Consider the following 20,785-nt stretch of genomic DNA (forward strand, 5'->3'; position numbering starts at 1 on the left):
AATTTTTATTTAAGATTTAGATATAAAAAATTGTATATAAATGATATAAGTGAAAACCAGAATAAGGCTTTCATGTTTAGTAATATAATTTTCCCTTTTGATGAATATAAAGGCTAAAATAGTAGCAATAATTGTAAATATACTATCGAAAATTAATTTACTATCTATATCTATAGGATTTATTAATGCTGGAATAGCAATTACAAATAATATATTAAATATATTAGACCCAATTATACTTCCAAGAGCAATATCACCTTCATTCTTACATGAAGCTATAATAGATGTTATAAGCTCAGGAAGAGATGTTCCAATAGCTACTATAGTAAATCCTATAAGTCTACTACTTATATCTAAGTAATCAACTATATTAAGGCAAGAATCAACAACCATCTTTCCTCCTGTAAATATAGCCAATAAACTAAAAATATTTATTAATATATCATAAAATTTAGTATTATCTTTAAACTTAATAATGTTATTACGAATTAAAGGTATAGATTCTCTATAATTATTAATTGGTGAAAAAGAAAACATATAATAAGTAAAGAGTAGTAATAGTAATATACCATCAAATCTCCCCAAAGAATTATCCATAGATAACAATAATAAAGTTATAGAGCAAAATATTAAAAATAGAAATTCCATTTTTAATATAGAATTATCAACACGTAAAGTTTTTATAAATCCCAAAGCTCCAACTACCATAAGTATATTAAATAAATTAGAACCTATAATATTACCTATACATAGACCATAAGATCCATTTAACGATGATATAAGACTAACTGACAATTCAGGAGAGCTAGTCCCAAATGCAACTATAGTAAGTCCCATAAAAAATGGATTAATATTAAAGGTTTTTGATATATTAGCTGAAGAACTTACAAAAAAGTCGGCACCAATAAAGAGTAATAAAAACCCTGTGATTAAAAATATATAAGTCAATATAAAACCCCCAAGTATATATAAAACCTTCAAGAAATTATTAAATTTCATGAAGGTTTTTTTATTTTTAATTTTACAGTAGCTTGTTTCTAGACATGAAAAATGTTATAACTAAACAAATTAAAGTTGTAATTAACATAACAATCCAAAACCCATTTACATCATTAGCATAAGGTATACCCCCAACGTTCATACCAAAGAACCCTGATACAATAGTTGGTATAGTAGTTATTAATGTTACAGATGTAAGAAATTGCATAACGCCATTTTGGTTGTTGCTTATTATAGCACTAAATGCATCCATGATTCTACTTAGTATATCTCCATAAATTGTTGCCATTTCAACAGCCTGTCTGTTTTCTACTAAAACATCTTCTAGTAAATCTTCATCTTCTGAGTATTTTTTTATACTACTTGTACGAACCATTTTATTTAAAACAAGTTCATTAGCTTTAAGTGAAGTAGAGAAGTATACTAGTGACTTTTCTAATTCAAGAAGCTGTATAAGTTGCTTATTTTTCATAGAATTATATATTTCTTTTTCTATAATAGTTGTCATCTTATTTATTCTTCTTAAGTAGTGCAGATAATAAGTTGCATTTTTATGCAGAATTTGAAGTATGAATCTAGTTTTCTTATAAGTGTAAAACTCTTTAATATGACCTACTATAAAATCATTTAAGATTTTAGTTTGAGCAGTACAAACAGTTAGTAATGCATTTTCAAGAAGAATTATACCTAAAGGAATAGTAGTATAATGAGAAGATTTATCATCACTTTCATCAACTGGTATATCTATAAGTATAAGTGTATGATTATCTTCAACATCTATTCTTGATCGTTCCTCTTCATCTAGTGCAGATTTTATACTATCTATATCTATATTTAGTAAATTAGCAATTTCGTTAATTTCACTTTGGTTAGGTTCAACAAGATTTATCCAACATCCTTCTTCAAAAGAATTTAGTTTTTCCAATTTATTGTCAATAGTTTTATAGTATCTTATCATTTGAAACCATCCTTTATTAAGTTTTATATAAATCTCATCACTTAATATTATCTATTAAATAGTTGATTTATATAAACAAAATAAAAAAATTAACTAAATAAAGACAATAAATAAGTGATGGTTGTTAAGTTCTGTCCTCCCAAAGGACTATGGTCCATTTTCCATCACTCTCCTAAAAATATTCTATTATATTTAATTTAGCATTTTTATAGGATTGTTTCAATATATTTTTAAAATATTATGTATAATTAATATGTATAAAAGATACATTATGTGGAACAATTACAAAATAGTAACTAGAATATAGTTCGAATTAAGACTATAATTAAATTAGTAAAGAGAATAAGTTTAAAAATTTAGAAAATTAAACTAAATTTAATTTCATAGAAAATTCACAGTATATTCACATAAAGTGGCTATAATATAAATAAGAGGAGGGATAAATAGAAATGGGTATAGTAATAATAACATTAGCAGTAGTTGGAGTTATGTATGGACTAACATTTGTATCTTATTTATCAGAGAGCAAAGTACTAGATGAATTAGTTTCTGAAAACTAGTATTTTATATATATAATATTTAACAAAAAAGAGTATCATTATAGTTAATACTATGAAGATACTCTTTTTACGCTTAAGGATATTTTAATACTTTAAAAAATGCGGATAACTTCTGAATGTAAGTAATATAAATAAACTGGTTTTGAGCGTAAAAAAGATTTTTAGCAACGGACGAAGTCGTTGGCGACATGAGCGAAGCGAATTTTTTATTAAATAACATTTTGATTGTATTAATAAATTGAATTTACATAGATATACTACTTTGAATTATTAAATATAAATAGGCAACCTCTAAAATAGAGATTGCCTTTTATATTACTTATTAGCTTGTCTTGACTTGTTGTATCTTAATCTATCGTGTTCATTTAAGAATTTCTTTCTAAGTCTTATAGCATCTGGAGTTATTTCAACTAACTCATCATCTTCTATAAATTCTAAAGCTTCTTCTAAAGTAAATGTTCTAGCAGCTTGTAATTTAACTGCATCATCAGTACCAGAAGCACGAACGTTAGTTAATTTCTTGTTCTTACAAGGGTTAACAGTCATATCTTCTTTTCTTGAGTTCATACCGATTATCATACCTTCGTAAACATCAACAGCAGGATCAACAAACATTTGAGCCCTTTCGCTTAAAGCGTTAAGTGCATAAGCCATAGTTGAACCAGCAACTTGAGATATTAAAACTCCGTTAGTTCTTCCTGGCATTTCACCTTTGTGTTCTTCATATCTTTCAAATGATCTAACTAAAGAACCTTCTCCACGAGTATCATTTATGAATTCACTTCTGTATCCTAATAATCCTCTTGTAGGAGCTATAAATGTTATTTTAACATAATCTCCTTCGATTTCCATAGCTTCCATCATAGCTTTTCTTAAGTTTAATTTGTTTATAACAGTTCCTGAGTAAACTTCTGGACAGTTAACTATAACTCTTTCCATTGGTTCCATTAATTTTCCGTTTTCATCTTTTATAAATAAAACTTCTGGCTTAGATACACCTATTTCGTATCCTTCACGTCTCATGTTTTCAAGAAGTATAGATAAGTGAAGTTCTCCACGTCCAGATACTCTGTATCCATCAGTTGTATCCATTGGCTCAACTTTAAGACCAACGTTAACTTCTAATTCTTTATCTAATCTATCTTTTAAGTGTCTAGTTGTAACGAATTTACCACTCTTTCCTGCAAATGGAGAATCGTTAACTAAGAAGTTCATAGATAAAGTAGGTTCTTCTATGTGTATCATTTCCATTGGTAATGGATTATCAGCATTACATATAGTTTCACCTATAGATATATCAGCCATACCAGCAACAACAACTATATCACCAGCATAAGCTTCACTTTTTTCAACTTGCTTTAATCCTTCATAAACTGTAAGTTTAGTTATTCTACCTTTAGCAACAGAACCATCAGCTTTACAGATAGATACAGTTTCACCGTTTTTTACAGTTCCTTTGTAAACTCTACCTATACCAAGTCTTCCTACATAATCATCGTATGCAAGAGCAGATATTTGAAGTTGTAAAGGCTCTTCACTATAATCTGGGTATGCTTCAACATGTTCAACAACAGTTTCGAATAATGGAGCTAAGTTTTCACTTTCATCATCCATTTCTTTTTTAGCTATACCTTGCTTAGCTATACCGTATATTATTGGGAATTCACATTGCTCATCAGTTGCATTTAAGTCAACGAATAAGTCAAATACTTCATCAACAACTTCTTCAGCTCTTTGATCTTGCTTATCTATTTTGTTTATGAAAAGTATTGGTCTAAGTCCAGCTTCTAAAGATTTTTGTAAAACGAATCTTGTTTGAGGCATTGGACCTTCACTAGCATCAACTAGTAATATAACTGTATCAACAGTTTTTATAACACGTTCAACCTCAGAAGAGAAGTCACTATGTCCTGGTGTATCAACTATATTTATTTTGTAATCCTTATAGTTTATTGAACAGTTTTTAGAATATATAGTTATACCTCTTTCGGCTTCAAGATCATTACTATCCATTACACAATCTTTTACTACTTCGTTATCTCTAAATGTTCCAGATTGATGTAAGAATGCGTCAACTAAAGTTGATTTACCAGCATCAACGTGGGCGATAACTGCTATGTTTATTATTTTATTTTTTGACATATATTTTGCTCCTTTCAGCTTAAAATAACTTTTTAAGTATAGCACAAATATAGGGGTGTATACAAGATACTAGTACTTAAAATAAAAGAAAGTTAAAGGAAGAATGTTTATATATTTTATGTAAAAAATAAAATTTTAAAGTCGATTTATATAAAAATACATAATAAAATATAAAATTCTACATAAGGAAAATGTTTTAAATCATTAGTTATATATTTTTGTTAAATATAATATCAATATCTTATAGAGATTAGATAATAATAAATTTAATTAAAATTAATAAATATTTTTATTTTTTTACTAAATAATCTGTTGTGCTAGTTAATCTATACACATATTGAAAATGCTATCCAATATTTTTTAATAATTCATTTTTATATAATCAACCTTAGTAATTTCAATGACTAAATTTAACTAGCACAACGAGTTAAATAGTTTAAAGGTAGAAAATTAAAATATTAAGATAGATATGTAAATAGAACATAATAGTTTATATGAAAAAGAATCTCCAAAACTAAAATGGAGATTCTTTTATTATTAAAATTAAGTTTATATTTCGTTAGCGGCATCATAAGCAGTTTTTATAGCATTTTCTATATCAGAAGCTTTATCTTTACAATCGCCGATTTTAACTACTTTTATATTATTTTCTAATAATTTATCAACATCAAATTTGTTAGGTCTTGCACCTATTGCCATAACAACATAATCACAAGGAATTTTAACTTCATTATTATCATTTTCACAAAGTATAGAATCTTTATATATTTCATTTACCTTATGGTTAGTATATATTTTTACATTGTGTTTAGTAAAATTATCCATTAATGTAGGAAGTATAGTATTACTTTCACCTTTAGCTATACTATTATCCATCTCAATTATAGAAACTTTATTTTTAGGTTCACTACATAAGTATTCGGCAACTTCACAGCCTACCATACCTCCGCCGATAACAGCTATATTACCAAATACTTGTTGTTCTCCACTTAATATTTTCCATGAATCGCATACTATCGGATTGTTATATCCATTTATATTTGGTATAACATTACTTGCTCCTACAGCAACTAATACAACATCTGGATTTAAAGTTAATAAATCTTCTTGAGTTACTTTTTTACCAAGTCTTAAATCTACATTTTGAGAACATACTGAATGAGTTAAAAACTTAATAGCTCTTTTAATTTCATTTTTTCTAGGAGGTATGCATGCTAAGTTTAACTGACCTCCTAGAGATGTATTTTCATCAAATAAAATAACATCATGACCTTTTAAACTTGAAACACGAGCTGATTCAAGGCCTGCAGGTCCTCCTCCTACAACTACAACCTTTTTCTTAGTTATAGCCTTAGTAATTTTTCTAGTTTCCTCATATCCATTCTCAGCATTTAGTACGCAACTTAAAAATTTACGGTTTTGAATATTATCAGTACAGCCTTTGTTACAAGATATACATTGGCGTATATCTTCAATTTTATTATCTTTTGTTTTATTTACCCAATCAGGATCAGCAAGTAAAATTCTACCAAGACCTATTATATCTACTTTATCAGTTTCTAGAATACTTTCGGCCATTTTAGGATTAAATATTCTACCAACAGTACTAACTGGAATAGTTACTGCCTTTTTTATTTGAGATGCAATATCAACAAAAAATCCATATGGTTGAACACCCATAGGGGGAATAGTATCTGCCATATTGCCAGTATGGTTTGCTTGAGCTACATGAAGCATATCAACACCAGCTTCTTCTAACCATTTAGCAAATATAGGAGCTTCGTTTAAATCTATTCCACCTTTACCTCTTTCAGGTGTAACAACTGAAAACTTATAATCAATAGGCATACCAGGAACAGCTTTTTTTAATGATTTTACAAGTTGTAGTGCAAATCTTGTTCGGTTTTCTAATGTAGCTCCAAATTTATCATTTCTTTTATTTAAAATAGTACTACATAATGAACCTACCAATCTATCTCCATGTACTTGGATTATATCAACTCCGGCTTTTTGAGCACGAATTGCACAATTGCACATTTTATTTATAATATCATTTAGAGAATCTTCGCTAACTTCATTAACAAAGTGTTTCATATCATGATGTAACTTTTCTCTAACAGCTTTCATATCTCCACTAGCAAACAGGCTATTTATAGCATCACAGTCATACTCAGGATGGAAGATTTGAACAGCAACCTTTGCACCATGCTTATGTATTGAATCGCATAATTTCTTGAAACCACTTATTTGACTATCGTCATATAATTTTGGAGTAGGAGAGAAGCTATTAATAGGAGCAACATCACCTATTACAATGTATGAAACACCGCCTTTAGCTAATCTTTCATAAAAACTAATACTTTGAGTAGTTATGCTACCATCTCTACCTTCATATCCAGTAGTTAGAGGAGGAAACATAACTCTATTTTTTAGAGTAATATTTCCTACATTAATTGATTCTAAAAGTTTCATATAAATCACCCCACAAATTTATTTATTACTAACTAATCTACAAAACTTAATAATTGCATCTTCACATTTACTTCTAGCCTCTATACTTGAAAAGTTATGATTTCCACCTTCAATTTGTATATATGTTGTTTTTTGATTTTCGTAACAATTTAAGTACGATTGACAAGTGGCATCGTCAACTAAATTATCCTCAGTACCTCTTATAATTAATACATCTTTGTTATATCCCTTAGAATTTGAAAATGGTTCATAATTGTATAAATCATAATTAAAATCAATATTAAACTTTAAACCTTCCATATTAACATACTGTATAGACTGTTTTTTTAATTCATCAGATCGTTCCCTACATCCATCCCACATACCAGCACCAGGGCACATAAGTATTAATCCAATAGGTTGAATTTTGGGTGCAACACATGAAGCTACATATCCACCCATACTATGTCCAGATAAAATAATATGGTTAGGTGAAGTTACTTTAGAACTAATTAACCAATTATAAACATCAATAGTATCTTCTATAAGTCCAGTAAAAGTCATTTCTTCAAATTCTCCATCACTTTCACCACAACCATAAAAATCAAATCTAATACATCCAAATCCATTAGACTCAAGAACTCTTGATAAATGAGTATGTGAATATTTATATCCTGACATACTTCCTCCAAATCCATGAAGATTTAATACAATAAATGGATTTTCAATATTATTAGGAAGATTAAGAATACCTCTTAATGTATTATTTTTTCTATTTTTTATTTCTGTAAATTTAATCATAATTGCACTCCTAGTATTAGTTATATTTTAGATATATTTGAATTTTTTCTTTTTATTGTTAATTCTTTTAACATTTCTTGAGTTTTCTTCTTACTTAAAGGATATATAAAAAGTAATGCTAATACTGCAACCATATATCCTACAGAATAAATTCCTGTATACGCTTTCCAAAGGTTTAAAGAAACTTCTGTAGTTTGAGTAGAAATATGTACGTTATATCCTATAAATGCAAGCATAAAGCTACTTAAACTAGAACTTAAAGCGGAAGCAAGTTTTCTAAAAAATGAATATGTAGAATAAATTATGCTTTCGTTACGAGTTCCAGTTTGTAATTCTTGATAATCTATTGCATCATTTACCATAGCCCAAATAAGAATTTGGAAACCAGAAGCACCTATATAGCAAACTCCATTGATTATTATAAATAAAACAGGATTTTCTATTGGAAATAAAAATAAAACTCCGTAAACAATAGCAGCAAAACCTGCACCATACATACACCATTCTTTTTTTCCGAATTTATTGGCAACAAATTTAGTACCGATAAAAGTAATTATTGAATAAACAGTACTTAACATACCTGATACAGCCATTATTTTTACATTCCCAAAATAATCTTTAAATAAATAAGTATTTAGTCCATTAACAACACTAGCAGCTATCATACCGATTAAACTAGCTATAATAACTCCTAATAAAGCTTTATTTTTAGAAATACTCTTTAAGATTTTAAAATAATTAAATTTTTCTTTTTCTACATGAGGTAATTCCACACGTTCCTTACACCATACTGATGTAACCTGTAGACAGAAAACGCTTACACAAGCGCAGATAATCGCTAATAGTAAAAAGTTTGAAGGTACAGGTACATTGTCTTTGTATAAAAATAGAGGTCCAATAATAACTATAACAGTCATAAAGATAGTACCACCTAAACTTCTATATCTTGATAAGTCTGTACGGTGATTTACATCATCTGTCATAACGCTTGATAATGATCCAAATGGAACATTTACACAAGTATACATAGCTTCATATAAAACATATGTAATTAAAATATATGCAAGTTTTAATCCATAGTCTAAATTTGATACATTCAAAAATCCAATACACATTAATATTGCACATGGAATTGAAAATGTTTTGATCCAAGGTATGAATTTCTTGCCAGGTTTGGACTTACGAGAATCAATAATTGCACCAATTATAGGGTCATTTATAGCGTCCCAAAATTTAGTTATTAGCATTATTGTACCTACATGAATGGGGTTAACTTTGAGAACCAGTGTATAAAACACTGTTAAAAACATAGCTCTAAATTGCTCCGTACAACAACAACCTAAATCTCCTAGAGTATATCCAACTTTATCTTTCATTGAAAAACTTTGCATAATATACCTCCACAATAATATTAAATATAATTATTACAAATAAAGTTGAGAAAATAATAATATTTATTTGTAATTAAATTGTCTCATATTATAAAATAAAATTATATTCAGAAATTGATATAAAATTATCAAAAGTTGATATGTTAAAAAGGTAGGGGTATATTAATGACATACAAAGATAACTATTATGTAAATAAAATTACTTTTTATAATATAAAAAGTAAGCAAATTAAATCAAATGAGTATTACAAAATATTATTTATATTTGAAGGTAATTGTGAAATTAAATGGGGATATAAATCTCAAGAGGGAAATAAAGATAGTATTATTTTAATAAGTCCTAATAATATTATTGAAGTTGCATCGAAATCAAATAATCCACTTACAATTTATGAGTTGGTTATTACCGCTGAGTTACTAAATATATTATCTGATGAAGACGTTAATTTAGCCAAAAGCTTTAATACTGTACCTTTTGAGTGTAGGGTAGTAAATGCAAATATTGAGACAACAATGTTAATTAAAAATATATTAAAAAAATTATTTACCTCAAAAGATAATAAGCATGAGTTTGCAGATAGTATTTATATTAAAAGTATGCTATCGATTGTTGTTGTGCTTATACTTAGATCATGCATATATGCAGAACCAAAACAAAAAATTAAAAGAAATACGCCTTTTCTTATTGATGATATATTTGCATATATAAATAATCATATAACAGAGGAGATTTCACTAGACTGCCTAGAAAGAGAATTTTATGTAAGTAAATTTCATATATCTAGGGAATTTAAAAAATTAACTGGAACAACACTACATCAATATATAGTAAAAGCTAAATTAGATTTATGTAAAAAGCTTATAGAAGAAGGTAAGTCAATTACTGATATAGCACAAATTTGTAATTTAGGTAGTTATAATAATTTATTTCGTGTTTTTAAAAAAGAATTTGGGATTACTCCTAAAGAATACTATAATGAAATAAAAAAATATAAGTAACATGTTTTAATAAGATAAAATATAGAAAAGTTTTTATAAAATAGGAAAAGTCCCTTAAAAATTAAGGGACTTTCAGAACGTAGACAAAGTCTACGTTCTTTTATTTTTGTCAATACTCTTTATGAGGTGATAAATATGTTAACTGTAAGAAAAGAAAATTTTAGAGAAGATGAAATAAATGTTATATTAGATGGATTAGTTCCTGAAAATCATTTAGTGAGAAAAATAGAAAATGCAATAGATTTTAGTTTTATTTATGATAAAGTAAAAGATTTATACTCTCCGTTAGGAGCTCCAAGTATAGATCCAGTTGTTTTAATAAAAATAGTTTTAATTCAATATTTATTTGGCATACCTTCAATGAGGCAAACTATTAGAGAAATAGAAGTAAATGTAGCATATAGATGGTTTTTAGGTTATTCATTAACTGAAAAAATTCCTCATTTCTCAACTTTCAATAAAAACTACGAAAGAAGATTTAAAAATACAGATTTATTTGAATCAATATTTAAAGAAATTCTAGCGAGAGCTACAAAATGTGGATTTGTAGATTCTTCTAATATCTATATAGATTCTACACATATAAAAGCTAGCGCTAATAAAAAGAAATATACTAAAGTACAGGTAGATGTTCAAGCTAAGCATTATCAGGAAAAACTAGAAAAAGAAATAAACGAAGATAGAATAAAACACGGAAAAAGTCCACTATCTGAAGTAAAAGATGAAGAAGTAAAAAAAAAGAAAAAATAGAGAGTAATACAGATAAAGATAGTGGTATGTTCTTCAAAAATGAAAAAGAGAAATGCTTCGCATATTTAGCACATACAGCTTGTGATAACAATAATTTTATATTAGATTTCCATATTACACCTGGAAATATACATGATAGCGTAGCTTTTTCAGATTTATATAAGAAAGTAAGNCCTGAAAACCATTTAGTAAGAAAAATAGAAAATGCAATAGATTTTAGTTTTATTTATGATAAAGTAAAAGATTTATACTCTCCGTTAGGAGCTCCAAGTATAGATCCTGTTGTTTTAATAAAAATAGTTTTAATTCAATATTTATTTGGCATACCTTCAATGAGGCAAACAATTAGAGAAATAGAAGTAAATGTAGCGTATAGATGGTTTTTAGGTTACTCATTAACTGAAAAAATTCCTCATTTCTCAACTTTTAATAAAAACTATGAAAGACGATTTAAAAATACAGATTTATTTGAATCAATATTTAAAGAAATTTTAGCGAGAGCTACAAAATGTGGATTTGTAGATTCTTCTAATATCTATATAGATTCAACACATATAAAAGCTAGTGCTAATAAGAAAAAATATACTAAAGTAGAGGTAGATATTCAAGCTAAGCATTATCAAGAAAAACTAGAAAAAGAGATAAATGAAGATAGATTAAAACATGGAAAAAGTCCATTATGTGAAGTGAAAAATGAAGAGGTAAAAAAAAAGGAAAAAATAGAGAGTAATACAGATAAGGATAGTGGCATGTTCTTCAAAAATGAAAAAGAAAAATGCTTCGCATATCTAGCGCATACAGCTTGTGATAACAATAATTTCATATTAGATTTTCATATTACATCTGGTAACATACATGATAGCGTAGCTTTTTCCGATTTATATCAAAAGATAAAAAATAATAGTAAACAACATACAACAGCGATAGCTATAGATGCTGGATATATAACTCCTTATATTTGTAAAACTATTTTAGATGATGGTATAATTCCTGCTATTCCATATAAAAGACCTATGACTAAAAAAGGATTTTTTAAGAAATATGAATATGTATATGATGAGCATTATGACTGCTATATTTGTCCTAATAATAAAGTTTTAAAATATTTAACTACTAATAGAGATGGTTACAGAGAGTATAAATCTAATCAAAATGATTGTAAATCTTGTGAATACTTAAATACTTGTACTAATAGCAAAAACAAACAAAAACTAGTTACAAGACATATCTGGCAAAATTATTTAGAAGAAGCAAATCATCTTAGACATAAGTCCTATGTAAAAAAAGTTTATAGTAAGCGTAAAGAAACAATTGAACGAGTTTTTGCAGATGCAAAAGAGAAACATGGTATGAGATATACAAAATTGAGAGGTTTGTCGAAAATTAATATGGAGATAAGCCTTATTTTCTCATGCATGAACTTGAAAAAAATGGCCAATTGGCTGTGGAAAGATAGCTCTAATAAATTAAGGCTTACGCCTATTTTTAGTATTTTATCATTAAAAAACTTCATAAAAAAGAAAATAGCCATTTTATATAAATTAAAAATGGCTATTTTGTCTACAATCTGAAAGTCCCTTAAAAATTAAGGGACTTTTTCTATTTTATAAATTTACTTATAATTACATAATAAATTTCTCGACCATATTTTAAAAATTTATTAGCATAGCTACATATTTAAAATATATATCATATTAAATAACAATAAATATCAAATACAAAAAAGCAAATTATAGATACGAAATTACAAATACATATAAAGATGAAATAGATACAATATTAGTGNATATACTAAAGTAGAGGTAGATATTCAAGCTAAGCATTATCAAGAAAAACTAGAAAAAGAGATAAATGAAGATAGATTAAAACATGGAAAAAGTCCATTATGTGAAGTGAAAAATGAAGAGGTAAAAAAAAAGGAAAAAATAGAGAGTAATACAGATAAGGATAGTGGCATGTTCTTCAAAAATGAAAAAGAAAAATGCTTCGCATATCTAGCGCATACAGCTTGTGATAACAATAATTTCATATTAGATTTTCATATTACATCTGGTAACATACATGATAGCGTAGCTTTTTCCGATTTATATCAAAAGATAAAAAATAATAGTAAACAACATACAACAGCGATAGCTATAGATGCTGGATATATAACTCCTTATATTTGTAAAACTATTTTAGATGATGGTATAATTCCTGCTATTCCATATAAAAGACCTATGACTAAAAAAGGATTTTTTAAGAAATATGAATATGTATATGATGAGCATTATGACTGCTATATTTGTCCTAATAATAAAGTTTTAAAATATTTAACTACTAATAGAGATGGTTACAGAGAGTATAAATCTAATCAAAATGATTGTAAATCTTGTGAATACTTAAATACTTGTACTAATAGCAAAAACAAACAAAAACTAGTTACAAGACATATCTGGCAAAATTATTTAGAAGAAGCAAATCATCTTAGACATAAGTCCTATGTAAAAAAAGTTTATAGTAAGCGTAAAGAAACAATTGAACGAGTTTTTGCAGATGCAAAAGAGAAACATGGTATGAGATATACAAAATTGAGAGGTTTGTCGAAAATTAATATGGAGATAAGCCTTATTTTCTCATGCATGAACTTGAAAAAAATGGCCAATTGGCTGTGGAAAGATAGCTCTAATAAATTAAGGCTTACGCCTATTTTTAGTATTTTATCATTAAAAAACTTCATAAAAAAGAAAATAGCCATTTTATATAAATTAAAAATGGCTATTTTGTCTACAATCTGAAAGTCCCTTAAAAATTAAGGGACTTTTTCTATTTTATAAATTTACTTATAATTACATAATAAATTTCTCGACCATATTTTAAAAATTTATTAGCATAGCTACATATTTAAAATATATATCATATTAAATAACAATAAATATCAAATACAAAAAAGCAAATTATAGATACGAAATTACAAATACATATAAAGATGAAATAGATACAATATTAGTGTAATAAATGGAGAGGGAGAGTAAATAATGGAAAAAGTTATAAGTAAATTATTAGGATTAGAAATCTCAAAATTAGAAGATTGTAGTGGTTTAAATACTGCTAAAGAAATGATACAACAACCAGATACTTGGAGAGAATCAGTTAAAAACTTAATAAAAAATAAAATAGAAATAAAATCTTTTATAGATTCTTTCTTATCTAAAAAGGAATTTAGAATAATATTAACAGGAGCAGGAACATCAGCTTTTGCAGGTGAAGTTTGTGAGCCATATTTAACAAGTTTACTAAATAAAAGAGTAGAAGCTATAGCTACAACAGACTTAGTAGCAAGCCCTAAAAGCTATTTTATAAAAGACATACCAACACTTTTAGTATCTTTTGCACGATCAGGTAATTCTCCAGAAAGTGTTCATGCAGTTAATCTTGCTACACAATTAGTAGATGACTTATATCAAGTAGTAATAACTTGTAATGAAAATGGAAAATTAGCAAAAAACACAGTAAATGATGAAAAAAGTTTACTTCTTTTAATGCCACCTCAAACTAATGACTTAGGATTTGCAATGACTAGTAGCTTCACGACTATGGTTTTAAATGCTATGGCAGTATTTAATATAAATAATATAGAAAATTTCTCAAGTGATGTAGATAAATTAAGTAATTCAGTAAATGATTTTATAGAAAATAATATAGAAAAAGTTACAAGCCTTTCTAATGAAGACTTTGAAAGAATAGTTTATTTAGGTTCATCAACTTCTAAGGGGATAGCAAGAGAAAGTGCCCTTAAAGTATTAGAACTTACAGCGGGTAAAGTTAATGCAAGTTATGATACTCCACTTGGGTTTAGACATGGTCCAAAGTCTGTAGTAGATGATGAAACTGTTAGTGTAATTTATATATCTAATGATGAATATACAAGACAATATGACTTAGATTTAGCTAAAGAAATGTTAGCTCATAAGAAAAATGACAAGGTAGTAATAATTGGGGATAACATAGAAGAGGATATACTTAATAAAGCTGACTATGTATTTAATGTTGAGAATATAAATTACACTGTTGAGAATGAAGTATTATTGCCACTTCAACAAATAATATTTGGGCAAATGTTATCATTCTTAAAGTCAGTAAATTTAGGTATAACACCAGATAATCCGTGTCCAACAGGTGAAGTAAACAGAGTAGTTCAAGGGGTAATATTACACGAGTTAGTATAAGTATATAACTTGAAAATAGATAAATATATTGGGAATTTTGATTTTATATAAATAACTCGTTGTGCTAGTTAATTTTTACAATAATAAAACTCCAACAAATATAGCACCCTAAGATTAGTAGCATTAATCTAAAGGAGGGTTACTATAATGTTGGAGCTTAATAATTATTATATCCAAGAAATTGAAAATTTAACTGATTTATTTACTATAATTTATACAATAGTTGATGATGTGTACAACGATATTATTCCTATAAGCATTAGAAATAGACGTAATATTAAGGAGTGTAAGCTTTCAGATAGTGAAATAATCACTATAAGTATAGTTGGAGAACTTCTGACTATTGACTCAGAAAAAGCATTCTTTAGTTTATTGAGCAGAGAATATATAAAACTATTTCCTAAATTAGGAGATAGAACTAGATTTAATAGAACTAAACGAAATCTACATGCTGTAATTAAAGAAATACGAGAATATATTTCAGAATATATTCAAGCGTATTCTAATAATATAAGAATTATAGACAGCATGCCTATTCCTGTATGTGAGTTTGGTAGAGCTCATTTTAGCAAGTGCTTTAAAGGCGAAGCCTCTTATGGTAGATGTCCATCAAAGAAACAAACATATTTTGGATTTAAGTTTCATGCACTTACTACAGTAGACGGTTTCTTAACTGACTATGTTATAACTCCAGCCAACATAGATGATAGAAATACAGTGTGGGATTTATGTGATAAATATAATTCTATTTCTATTATAGGTGATAAAGGATATGTCAATAAAAGGCTAACGCCTGAGTTAAAAGGTGAAAGAGATATAAATTTATTATTCTTAAAAAGAGGTAATAGCAAAGATAACTATCCAAAAGAAATAAGACAACTAATATTTAAAATCAGAAGAAGGATAGAAACCAGCTTTTCTCAATTAACAGAGCAATTAAATTTAAATAAAGTTAAAAGTAAATCAATGCTAGGATTTATAACTAGAACTTCGATAAAAGTTTTAGCTCATAATATTTCATTTTTAATAAATAAACTTATGGGAAATTATGATTCTATAGCTAAAATAAAAAGGTTAGTATTTGGTTAAAATTTACAAATACCAACCTATAATAAGGTATTATTTTTTGCGAAAAGCAATTTACTTTATTTGGAAAAATTTTAACTAGCACAATAGATTAAATAAGTTATTAAAAATAGTTAAATGAATTTTAATAACTAAAGGGGGTAATTTTAATATGAGTTTAATATCAACTAAAGAAATGCTAATAAAAGCACAAGAGGAGGGTTACGCAGTACCTGCCTTTAATATACACAATTTAGAAACAATTCAAGTTGTATTAGATGCTGCACGTGATTTAAAATCACCAGTAATACTTGCAGCAACACCATCAACTGTAAAATATGCAGATGAAAATTACTTACTAGCTATAATAGAAAAAGCTAGCGAGATAAACAATATACCTCTTACATTTCATTTAGACCATCACGAAAATGTAGAAGATATAAAAAGAATAATAAAGCTTGGATGTAAATCGGTTATGATAGATGCATCAAAGTATGAATTTAGAAAAAATGTAGAAATAGTTAAAGACATAGTTGATTATGCACATAAGTATGGAGCAACAGTTGAAGCAGAACTTGGAAAATTAGGAGGAGTAGAAGATGACTTAAAGGTAGATGAAAAAGACTCTTTCTTAACAGATCCTAATGAAGCAGTAGAATTTGTAAAAGCTACAGGAGTAGACTCGTTAGCAGTTGCAATAGGTACAGCACATGGACTTTATAAAAGTGAACCAAAATTAGATTTTGATAGACTTGAAAAAATAAGAAGTATGGTAGATATACCCTTAGTACTTCATGGTGCATCAGGAGTTCCTTATGATGCAGTACAAAGTGCCATAGAAAAAGGTATATGTAAAGTTAATATAGCAACTGAGCTTAAAATACCATTCTCAAATGCAATAAAAGAATATTTTAATGAAAATCCTAAGGCTTCAGATCCAAGACAATATTTAGTACCAGCAAAGAAAGCAATGTATGATGTTGTTGTTGAAAAGATAAAAATGTGTAAAAGTGAGAACAAAGCATATAATTGCAATTATAACCTTTAATCCAGCAATAGATACTTTATATTAAGATTTACGCAGTTTGTCTTTACAATATTAAAGAATTTAAAAATAAGATAGAAAATATACTATTAAAAAAATATGTTGCTTAAAAATTTATTTTTCTTAAAGATAATAGGGTATCTAAAATAAAAATTTGGATACCCTTTACTTTTTAATTATAAATAGATTTAGAGTATTCAGTAGGTGAAATATTAAAATATGATTTAAATTTTTTTGAAAAATAATGAATAGAAGAAAAGCCAAGCATTTCAGATATTTCACTAAGTGTATGGGTAGAGTTTCTTATAAGTTCTTTACTTTTACTTAATTTAAGCTCATTTATATAATTTTTTGCGGTATTGTTCATATTTTTTCTAAATAAGGAATGTAGCATAGAAGTACTTATACAAAAATGATCACATAAAGTACTTACAGAAATTTTTTCGTAAATATTATTATCAATGTATAAAAGTATATCATTTAATAACTCATTTTCATAAGTTTGTTGCATATGAGTAGTAGGCTTAGAATGGAAGTATGAATTATCAAGTCTAAGCATTTGTATAATAAGTTGTTTTAAATAGCAAAGAGATAAATCATTACTGTATAAATTGTCATTAGAAAGTTCTTCTATAAGTTTTGTTACTATAAAATAAGAATCTCTTTTAAGAGAAAAAATTTTATTACAAAGTAAATCAGCATGATTAAAATTCATTTTAAAATTTATGGTTAAATAAGAGCTACTAATTTTTTCAAATGTTGATTGAGTATGAAATTGCATTGGAGCATAAAATATTAAATCACCTTGCTTTAGATGATAAGACACTCCATCAATTGTAGTTAATAATNTTGATAGACTTGAAAAAATAAGAAGTATGGTAGATATACCCTTAGTACTTCATGGTGCATCAGGAGTTCCTTATGATGCAGTACAAAGTGCCATAGAAAAAGGTATATGTAAAGTTAATATAGCAACTGAGCTTAAAATACCATTCTCAAATGCAATAAAAGAATATTTTAATGAAAATCCTAAGGCTTCAGATCCAAGACAATATTTAGTACCAGCAAAGAAAGCAATGTATGATGTTGTTGTTGAAAAGATAAAAATGTGTAAAAGTGAGAACAAAGCATATAATTGCAATTATAACCTTTAATCCAGCAATAGATACTTTATATTAAGATTTACGCAGTTTGTCTTTACAATATTAAAGAATTTAAAAATAAGATAGAAAATATACTATTAAAAAAATATGTTGCTTAAAAATTTATTTTTCTTAAAGATAATAGGGTATCTAAAATAAAAATTTGGATACCCTTTACTTTTTAATTATAAATAGATTTAGAGTATTCAGTAGGTGAAATATTAAAATATGATTTAAATTTTTTTGAAAAATAATGAATAGAAGAAAAGCCAAGCATTTCAGATATTTCACTAAGTGTATGGGTAGAGTTTCTTATAAGTTCTTTACTTTTACTTAATTTAAGCTCATTTATATAATTTTTTGCGGTATTGTTCATATTTTTTCTAAATAAGGAATGTAGCATAGAAGTACTTATACAAAAATGATCACATAAAGTACTTACAGAAATTTTTTCGTAAATATTATTATCAATGTATAAAAGTATATCATTTAATAACTCATTTTCATAAGTTTGTTGCATATGAGTAGTAGGCTTAGAATGGAAGTATGAATTATCAAGTCTAAGCATTTGTATAATAAGTTGTTTTAAATAGCAAAGAGATAAATCATTACTGTATAAATTGTCATTAGAAAGTTCTTCTATAAGTTTTGTTACTATAAAATAAGAATCTCTTTTAAGAGAAAAAATTTTATTACAAAGTAAATCAGCATGATTAAAATTCATTTTAAAATTTATGGTTAAATAAGAGCTACTAATTTTTTCAAATGTTGATTGAGTATGAAATTGCATTGGAGCATAAAATATTAAATCACCTTGCTTTAGATGATAAGACACTCCATCAATTGTAGTTAATAATTCACCTTTATCAACATAAGTAAGTTCCCAATAAGAATGTTTTTCTCCTGAAAAATTATAATTTGTACCTTTTTCTTGATAAAATTTAGTGTATATCTCACTAATATCTAATGATGATGATATATTAGAGTAATTAAAAGGATTATCTAACTTAATAGACTTAAATTCAGTATTTGTTAATACTTCAACACTAGCTTCATCTGAAATTGATATAAGATTAAAATATATTCCTTTTTTTATATGTAAGCTTCGATTTATTATAAAAGATTTTATATTATTACTATCAAAAGATACTAATATCATCACAACGCCTTTTGTAACTTTAATAAAAGTATAATCATTTGTAACTAACTTAAGATTATCAATGGACTTATTATTTAAATTTATTTTATGGCTTGAACTAAAATCCATATCATCATAAATTATATCCCCAAAATCTTTAAAAGCTGGATTACTTGTTTTAATAAACATTATATCCCTCCGTAAATACTTAATTATTAAGTTAACTCGTTGTGCTAGTTAATTTTTTCAATAATAAAACTCCAACAAATATAGCAACCTAAGATTATTAATACTAATTTAAAGGAGGTTTACTATATGATGTTGGAGCTTAATAATTATTATATCCAGGAGTTAGAAAATTTAACAGATTTGTTTACAAATATTTTTGTAATTATAGATGATATATACAATGAAATTATACCTATTGGTATAAGGAATAGACGTAATATTAAGGATAGCAAACTTTCAGATAGTGAGATAATTACTATTAGTATAGTTGGAGAACTTTTAACTATTGACTCAGAGAAATCATTTTTTAGTTTATTAAAAAGAGAATATAAAGAACTATTTCCAAGATTAGGAGATAGAACTAGATTTAATAGAACTAAAAGAAATTTACATTTAGTAATATCTAAAATAAGAGGATATATATCTGAATTTATGCAACTTTACTCTAACAATATAAGAGTTATAGATAGTATGCCTATTCCTGTATGTGAGTTTGGAAGAGCTCGTTTTAGTAAATGTTTCAAAGGCGAAGCCTCCTATGGAAGATGCGCTTCTAAAAAAGAAACTTATTTCAGATTTAAATTTCATGCGCTTACTACTGTAGATGGATTTTTAACTGATTATGTTATAACTCCAGCAAACATAGATGATAGAAATGTGGTATGGGATTTATGCGATAAATATAGATCTATCTCTATAATCGGAGATAAAGGATATATTAACAAAAGGCTAACGACTGAATTAAAAAGTGAAAGAGATATAGATTTACTATTCTTAAAAAGGGAAAATAGTAGAGATAACTATCCAAAAGAAGTAAGACAACTATTATTCAAAGTTAGAAGAAGGATAGAAACTAGTTTTTCTCAATTAACAGAACAATTAAATTTAAATAAGGTTAAAAGTAAATC

15 protein-coding genes and 2 pseudogenes are annotated in these 20,785 nt (G+C 26.7%); 9 read left to right on the plus strand and 8 right to left on the minus strand.

What is annotated here, in order from left to right:
- Nucleotides 1-9: 9 nt before the first annotated feature.
- From BN7997_RS06035 to BN7997_RS06060, 6 genes are all read right to left on the minus strand, one after another.
- A complete protein-coding gene (locus tag BN7997_RS06035) occupies nucleotides 10-948 on the minus strand; it encodes a calcium/sodium antiporter (protein WP_071119950.1) in 939 nt (312 codons plus the stop codon).
- 73 nt (nucleotides 949-1,021) lie between these two features.
- Nucleotides 1,022-1,957, minus strand: coding sequence for a magnesium transporter CorA family protein (locus BN7997_RS06040; RefSeq protein WP_071119951.1), 936 nt, complete (start codon nucleotides 1,955-1,957; stop codon nucleotides 1,022-1,024).
- Between the two features lie 875 nt (nucleotides 1,958-2,832).
- The gene (gene typA / locus BN7997_RS06045) at nucleotides 2,833-4,659 is read right to left on the minus strand and encodes a translational GTPase TypA (protein WP_071119952.1); all 1,827 of its coding nucleotides are present in this window, start codon (nucleotides 4,657-4,659) and stop codon (nucleotides 2,833-2,835) included.
- Between the two features lie 549 nt (nucleotides 4,660-5,208).
- Nucleotides 5,209-7,131, minus strand: coding sequence for a bilirubin reductase, long form (gene bilR, locus BN7997_RS06050; protein WP_071119953.1), 1,923 nt, complete (start codon nucleotides 7,129-7,131; stop codon nucleotides 5,209-5,211).
- Between the two features lie 18 nt (nucleotides 7,132-7,149).
- Nucleotides 7,150-7,911 (minus strand): alpha/beta hydrolase, encoded by a 762-nt coding sequence (locus BN7997_RS06055; RefSeq protein ID WP_071119954.1) that lies wholly within the window; start codon nucleotides 7,909-7,911, stop codon nucleotides 7,150-7,152.
- A 20-nt stretch (nucleotides 7,912-7,931) separates the two neighbouring features.
- A complete protein-coding gene (locus BN7997_RS06060; protein WP_071119955.1) occupies nucleotides 7,932-9,302 on the minus strand; it encodes an MFS transporter in 1,371 nt (456 codons plus the stop codon).
- A gap of 165 nt (nucleotides 9,303-9,467) precedes the next feature.
- On the opposite strand from BN7997_RS06060, the gene BN7997_RS06065 reads away from it, so the two are divergent.
- The 7 genes and pseudogenes from BN7997_RS06065 (at nucleotide 9,468) to BN7997_RS06095 (ending at nucleotide 17,372) form a co-directional block, all read left to right on the plus strand.
- Nucleotides 9,468-10,301, plus strand: a complete 834-nt coding sequence (locus tag BN7997_RS06065; RefSeq protein WP_071119956.1) for a helix-turn-helix domain-containing protein — start codon at nucleotides 9,468-9,470, stop codon at nucleotides 10,299-10,301.
- A gap of 135 nt (nucleotides 10,302-10,436) precedes the next feature.
- Nucleotides 10,437-11,221, plus strand: a pseudogene (locus BN7997_RS06070) (transposase); the annotation flags it as partial.
- Nucleotides 11,216-12,622: pseudogene (locus BN7997_RS06075) on the plus strand (IS1182 family transposase); the annotation flags it as partial. The pseudogenes BN7997_RS06070 and BN7997_RS06075, both read left to right, overlap by 6 nt.
- A gap of 321 nt (nucleotides 12,623-12,943) precedes the next feature.
- Nucleotides 12,944-13,828, plus strand: a complete 885-nt coding sequence (locus tag BN7997_RS06080) for a transposase (protein WP_071119958.1) — start codon at nucleotides 12,944-12,946, stop codon at nucleotides 13,826-13,828.
- 240 nt (nucleotides 13,829-14,068) lie between these two features.
- Nucleotides 14,069-15,259: an SIS domain-containing protein gene (locus BN7997_RS06085; protein ID WP_083335022.1), complete on the plus strand. Its 1,191-nt coding sequence runs from the start codon at nucleotides 14,069-14,071 to the stop codon at nucleotides 15,257-15,259.
- Between the two features lie 147 nt (nucleotides 15,260-15,406).
- Nucleotides 15,407-16,348, plus strand: a complete 942-nt coding sequence (locus BN7997_RS06090; RefSeq protein ID WP_071119283.1) for an IS982 family transposase — start codon at nucleotides 15,407-15,409, stop codon at nucleotides 16,346-16,348.
- A gap of 148 nt (nucleotides 16,349-16,496) precedes the next feature.
- Nucleotides 16,497-17,372, plus strand: coding sequence for a tagatose bisphosphate family class II aldolase (locus tag BN7997_RS06095; RefSeq protein WP_071119959.1), 876 nt, complete (start codon nucleotides 16,497-16,499; stop codon nucleotides 17,370-17,372).
- Nucleotides 17,373-17,541: 169 nt separating this feature from the next.
- On the opposite strand, the gene BN7997_RS06100 is transcribed toward BN7997_RS06095, so the two are convergent.
- On the minus strand, nucleotides 17,542-18,195 hold the full coding sequence (locus BN7997_RS06100; protein WP_143023179.1) for a helix-turn-helix transcriptional regulator: 654 nt from the start codon (nucleotides 18,193-18,195) through the stop codon (nucleotides 17,542-17,544).
- A gap of 7 nt (nucleotides 18,196-18,202) precedes the next feature.
- Between BN7997_RS06100 and BN7997_RS06105 the strand changes: the two genes are divergently transcribed.
- On the plus strand, nucleotides 18,203-18,523 hold the full coding sequence (locus BN7997_RS06105) for a class II fructose-bisphosphate aldolase (RefSeq protein ID WP_330385890.1): 321 nt from the start codon (nucleotides 18,203-18,205) through the stop codon (nucleotides 18,521-18,523).
- Nucleotides 18,524-18,692: 169 nt separating this feature from the next.
- On the opposite strand, the gene BN7997_RS06110 is transcribed toward BN7997_RS06105, so the two are convergent.
- Nucleotides 18,693-19,838 carry an AraC family transcriptional regulator gene (locus BN7997_RS06110; RefSeq protein WP_071119962.1) on the minus strand — a complete coding sequence of 382 codons (1,146 nt, stop codon included), beginning with the start codon at nucleotides 19,836-19,838 and terminating at the stop codon, nucleotides 18,693-18,695.
- A gap of 129 nt (nucleotides 19,839-19,967) precedes the next feature.
- On the opposite strand from BN7997_RS06110, the gene BN7997_RS06115 reads away from it, so the two are divergent.
- Nucleotides 19,968-20,785 (plus strand): IS982 family transposase (locus tag BN7997_RS06115; RefSeq protein ID WP_195906799.1); only part of this gene is annotated, 818 nt, incomplete at its 3' end.

This window comes from Romboutsia timonensis, assembly GCF_900106845.1.
GTDB lineage: Bacteria > Bacillota > Clostridia > Peptostreptococcales > Peptostreptococcaceae > Romboutsia > Romboutsia timonensis.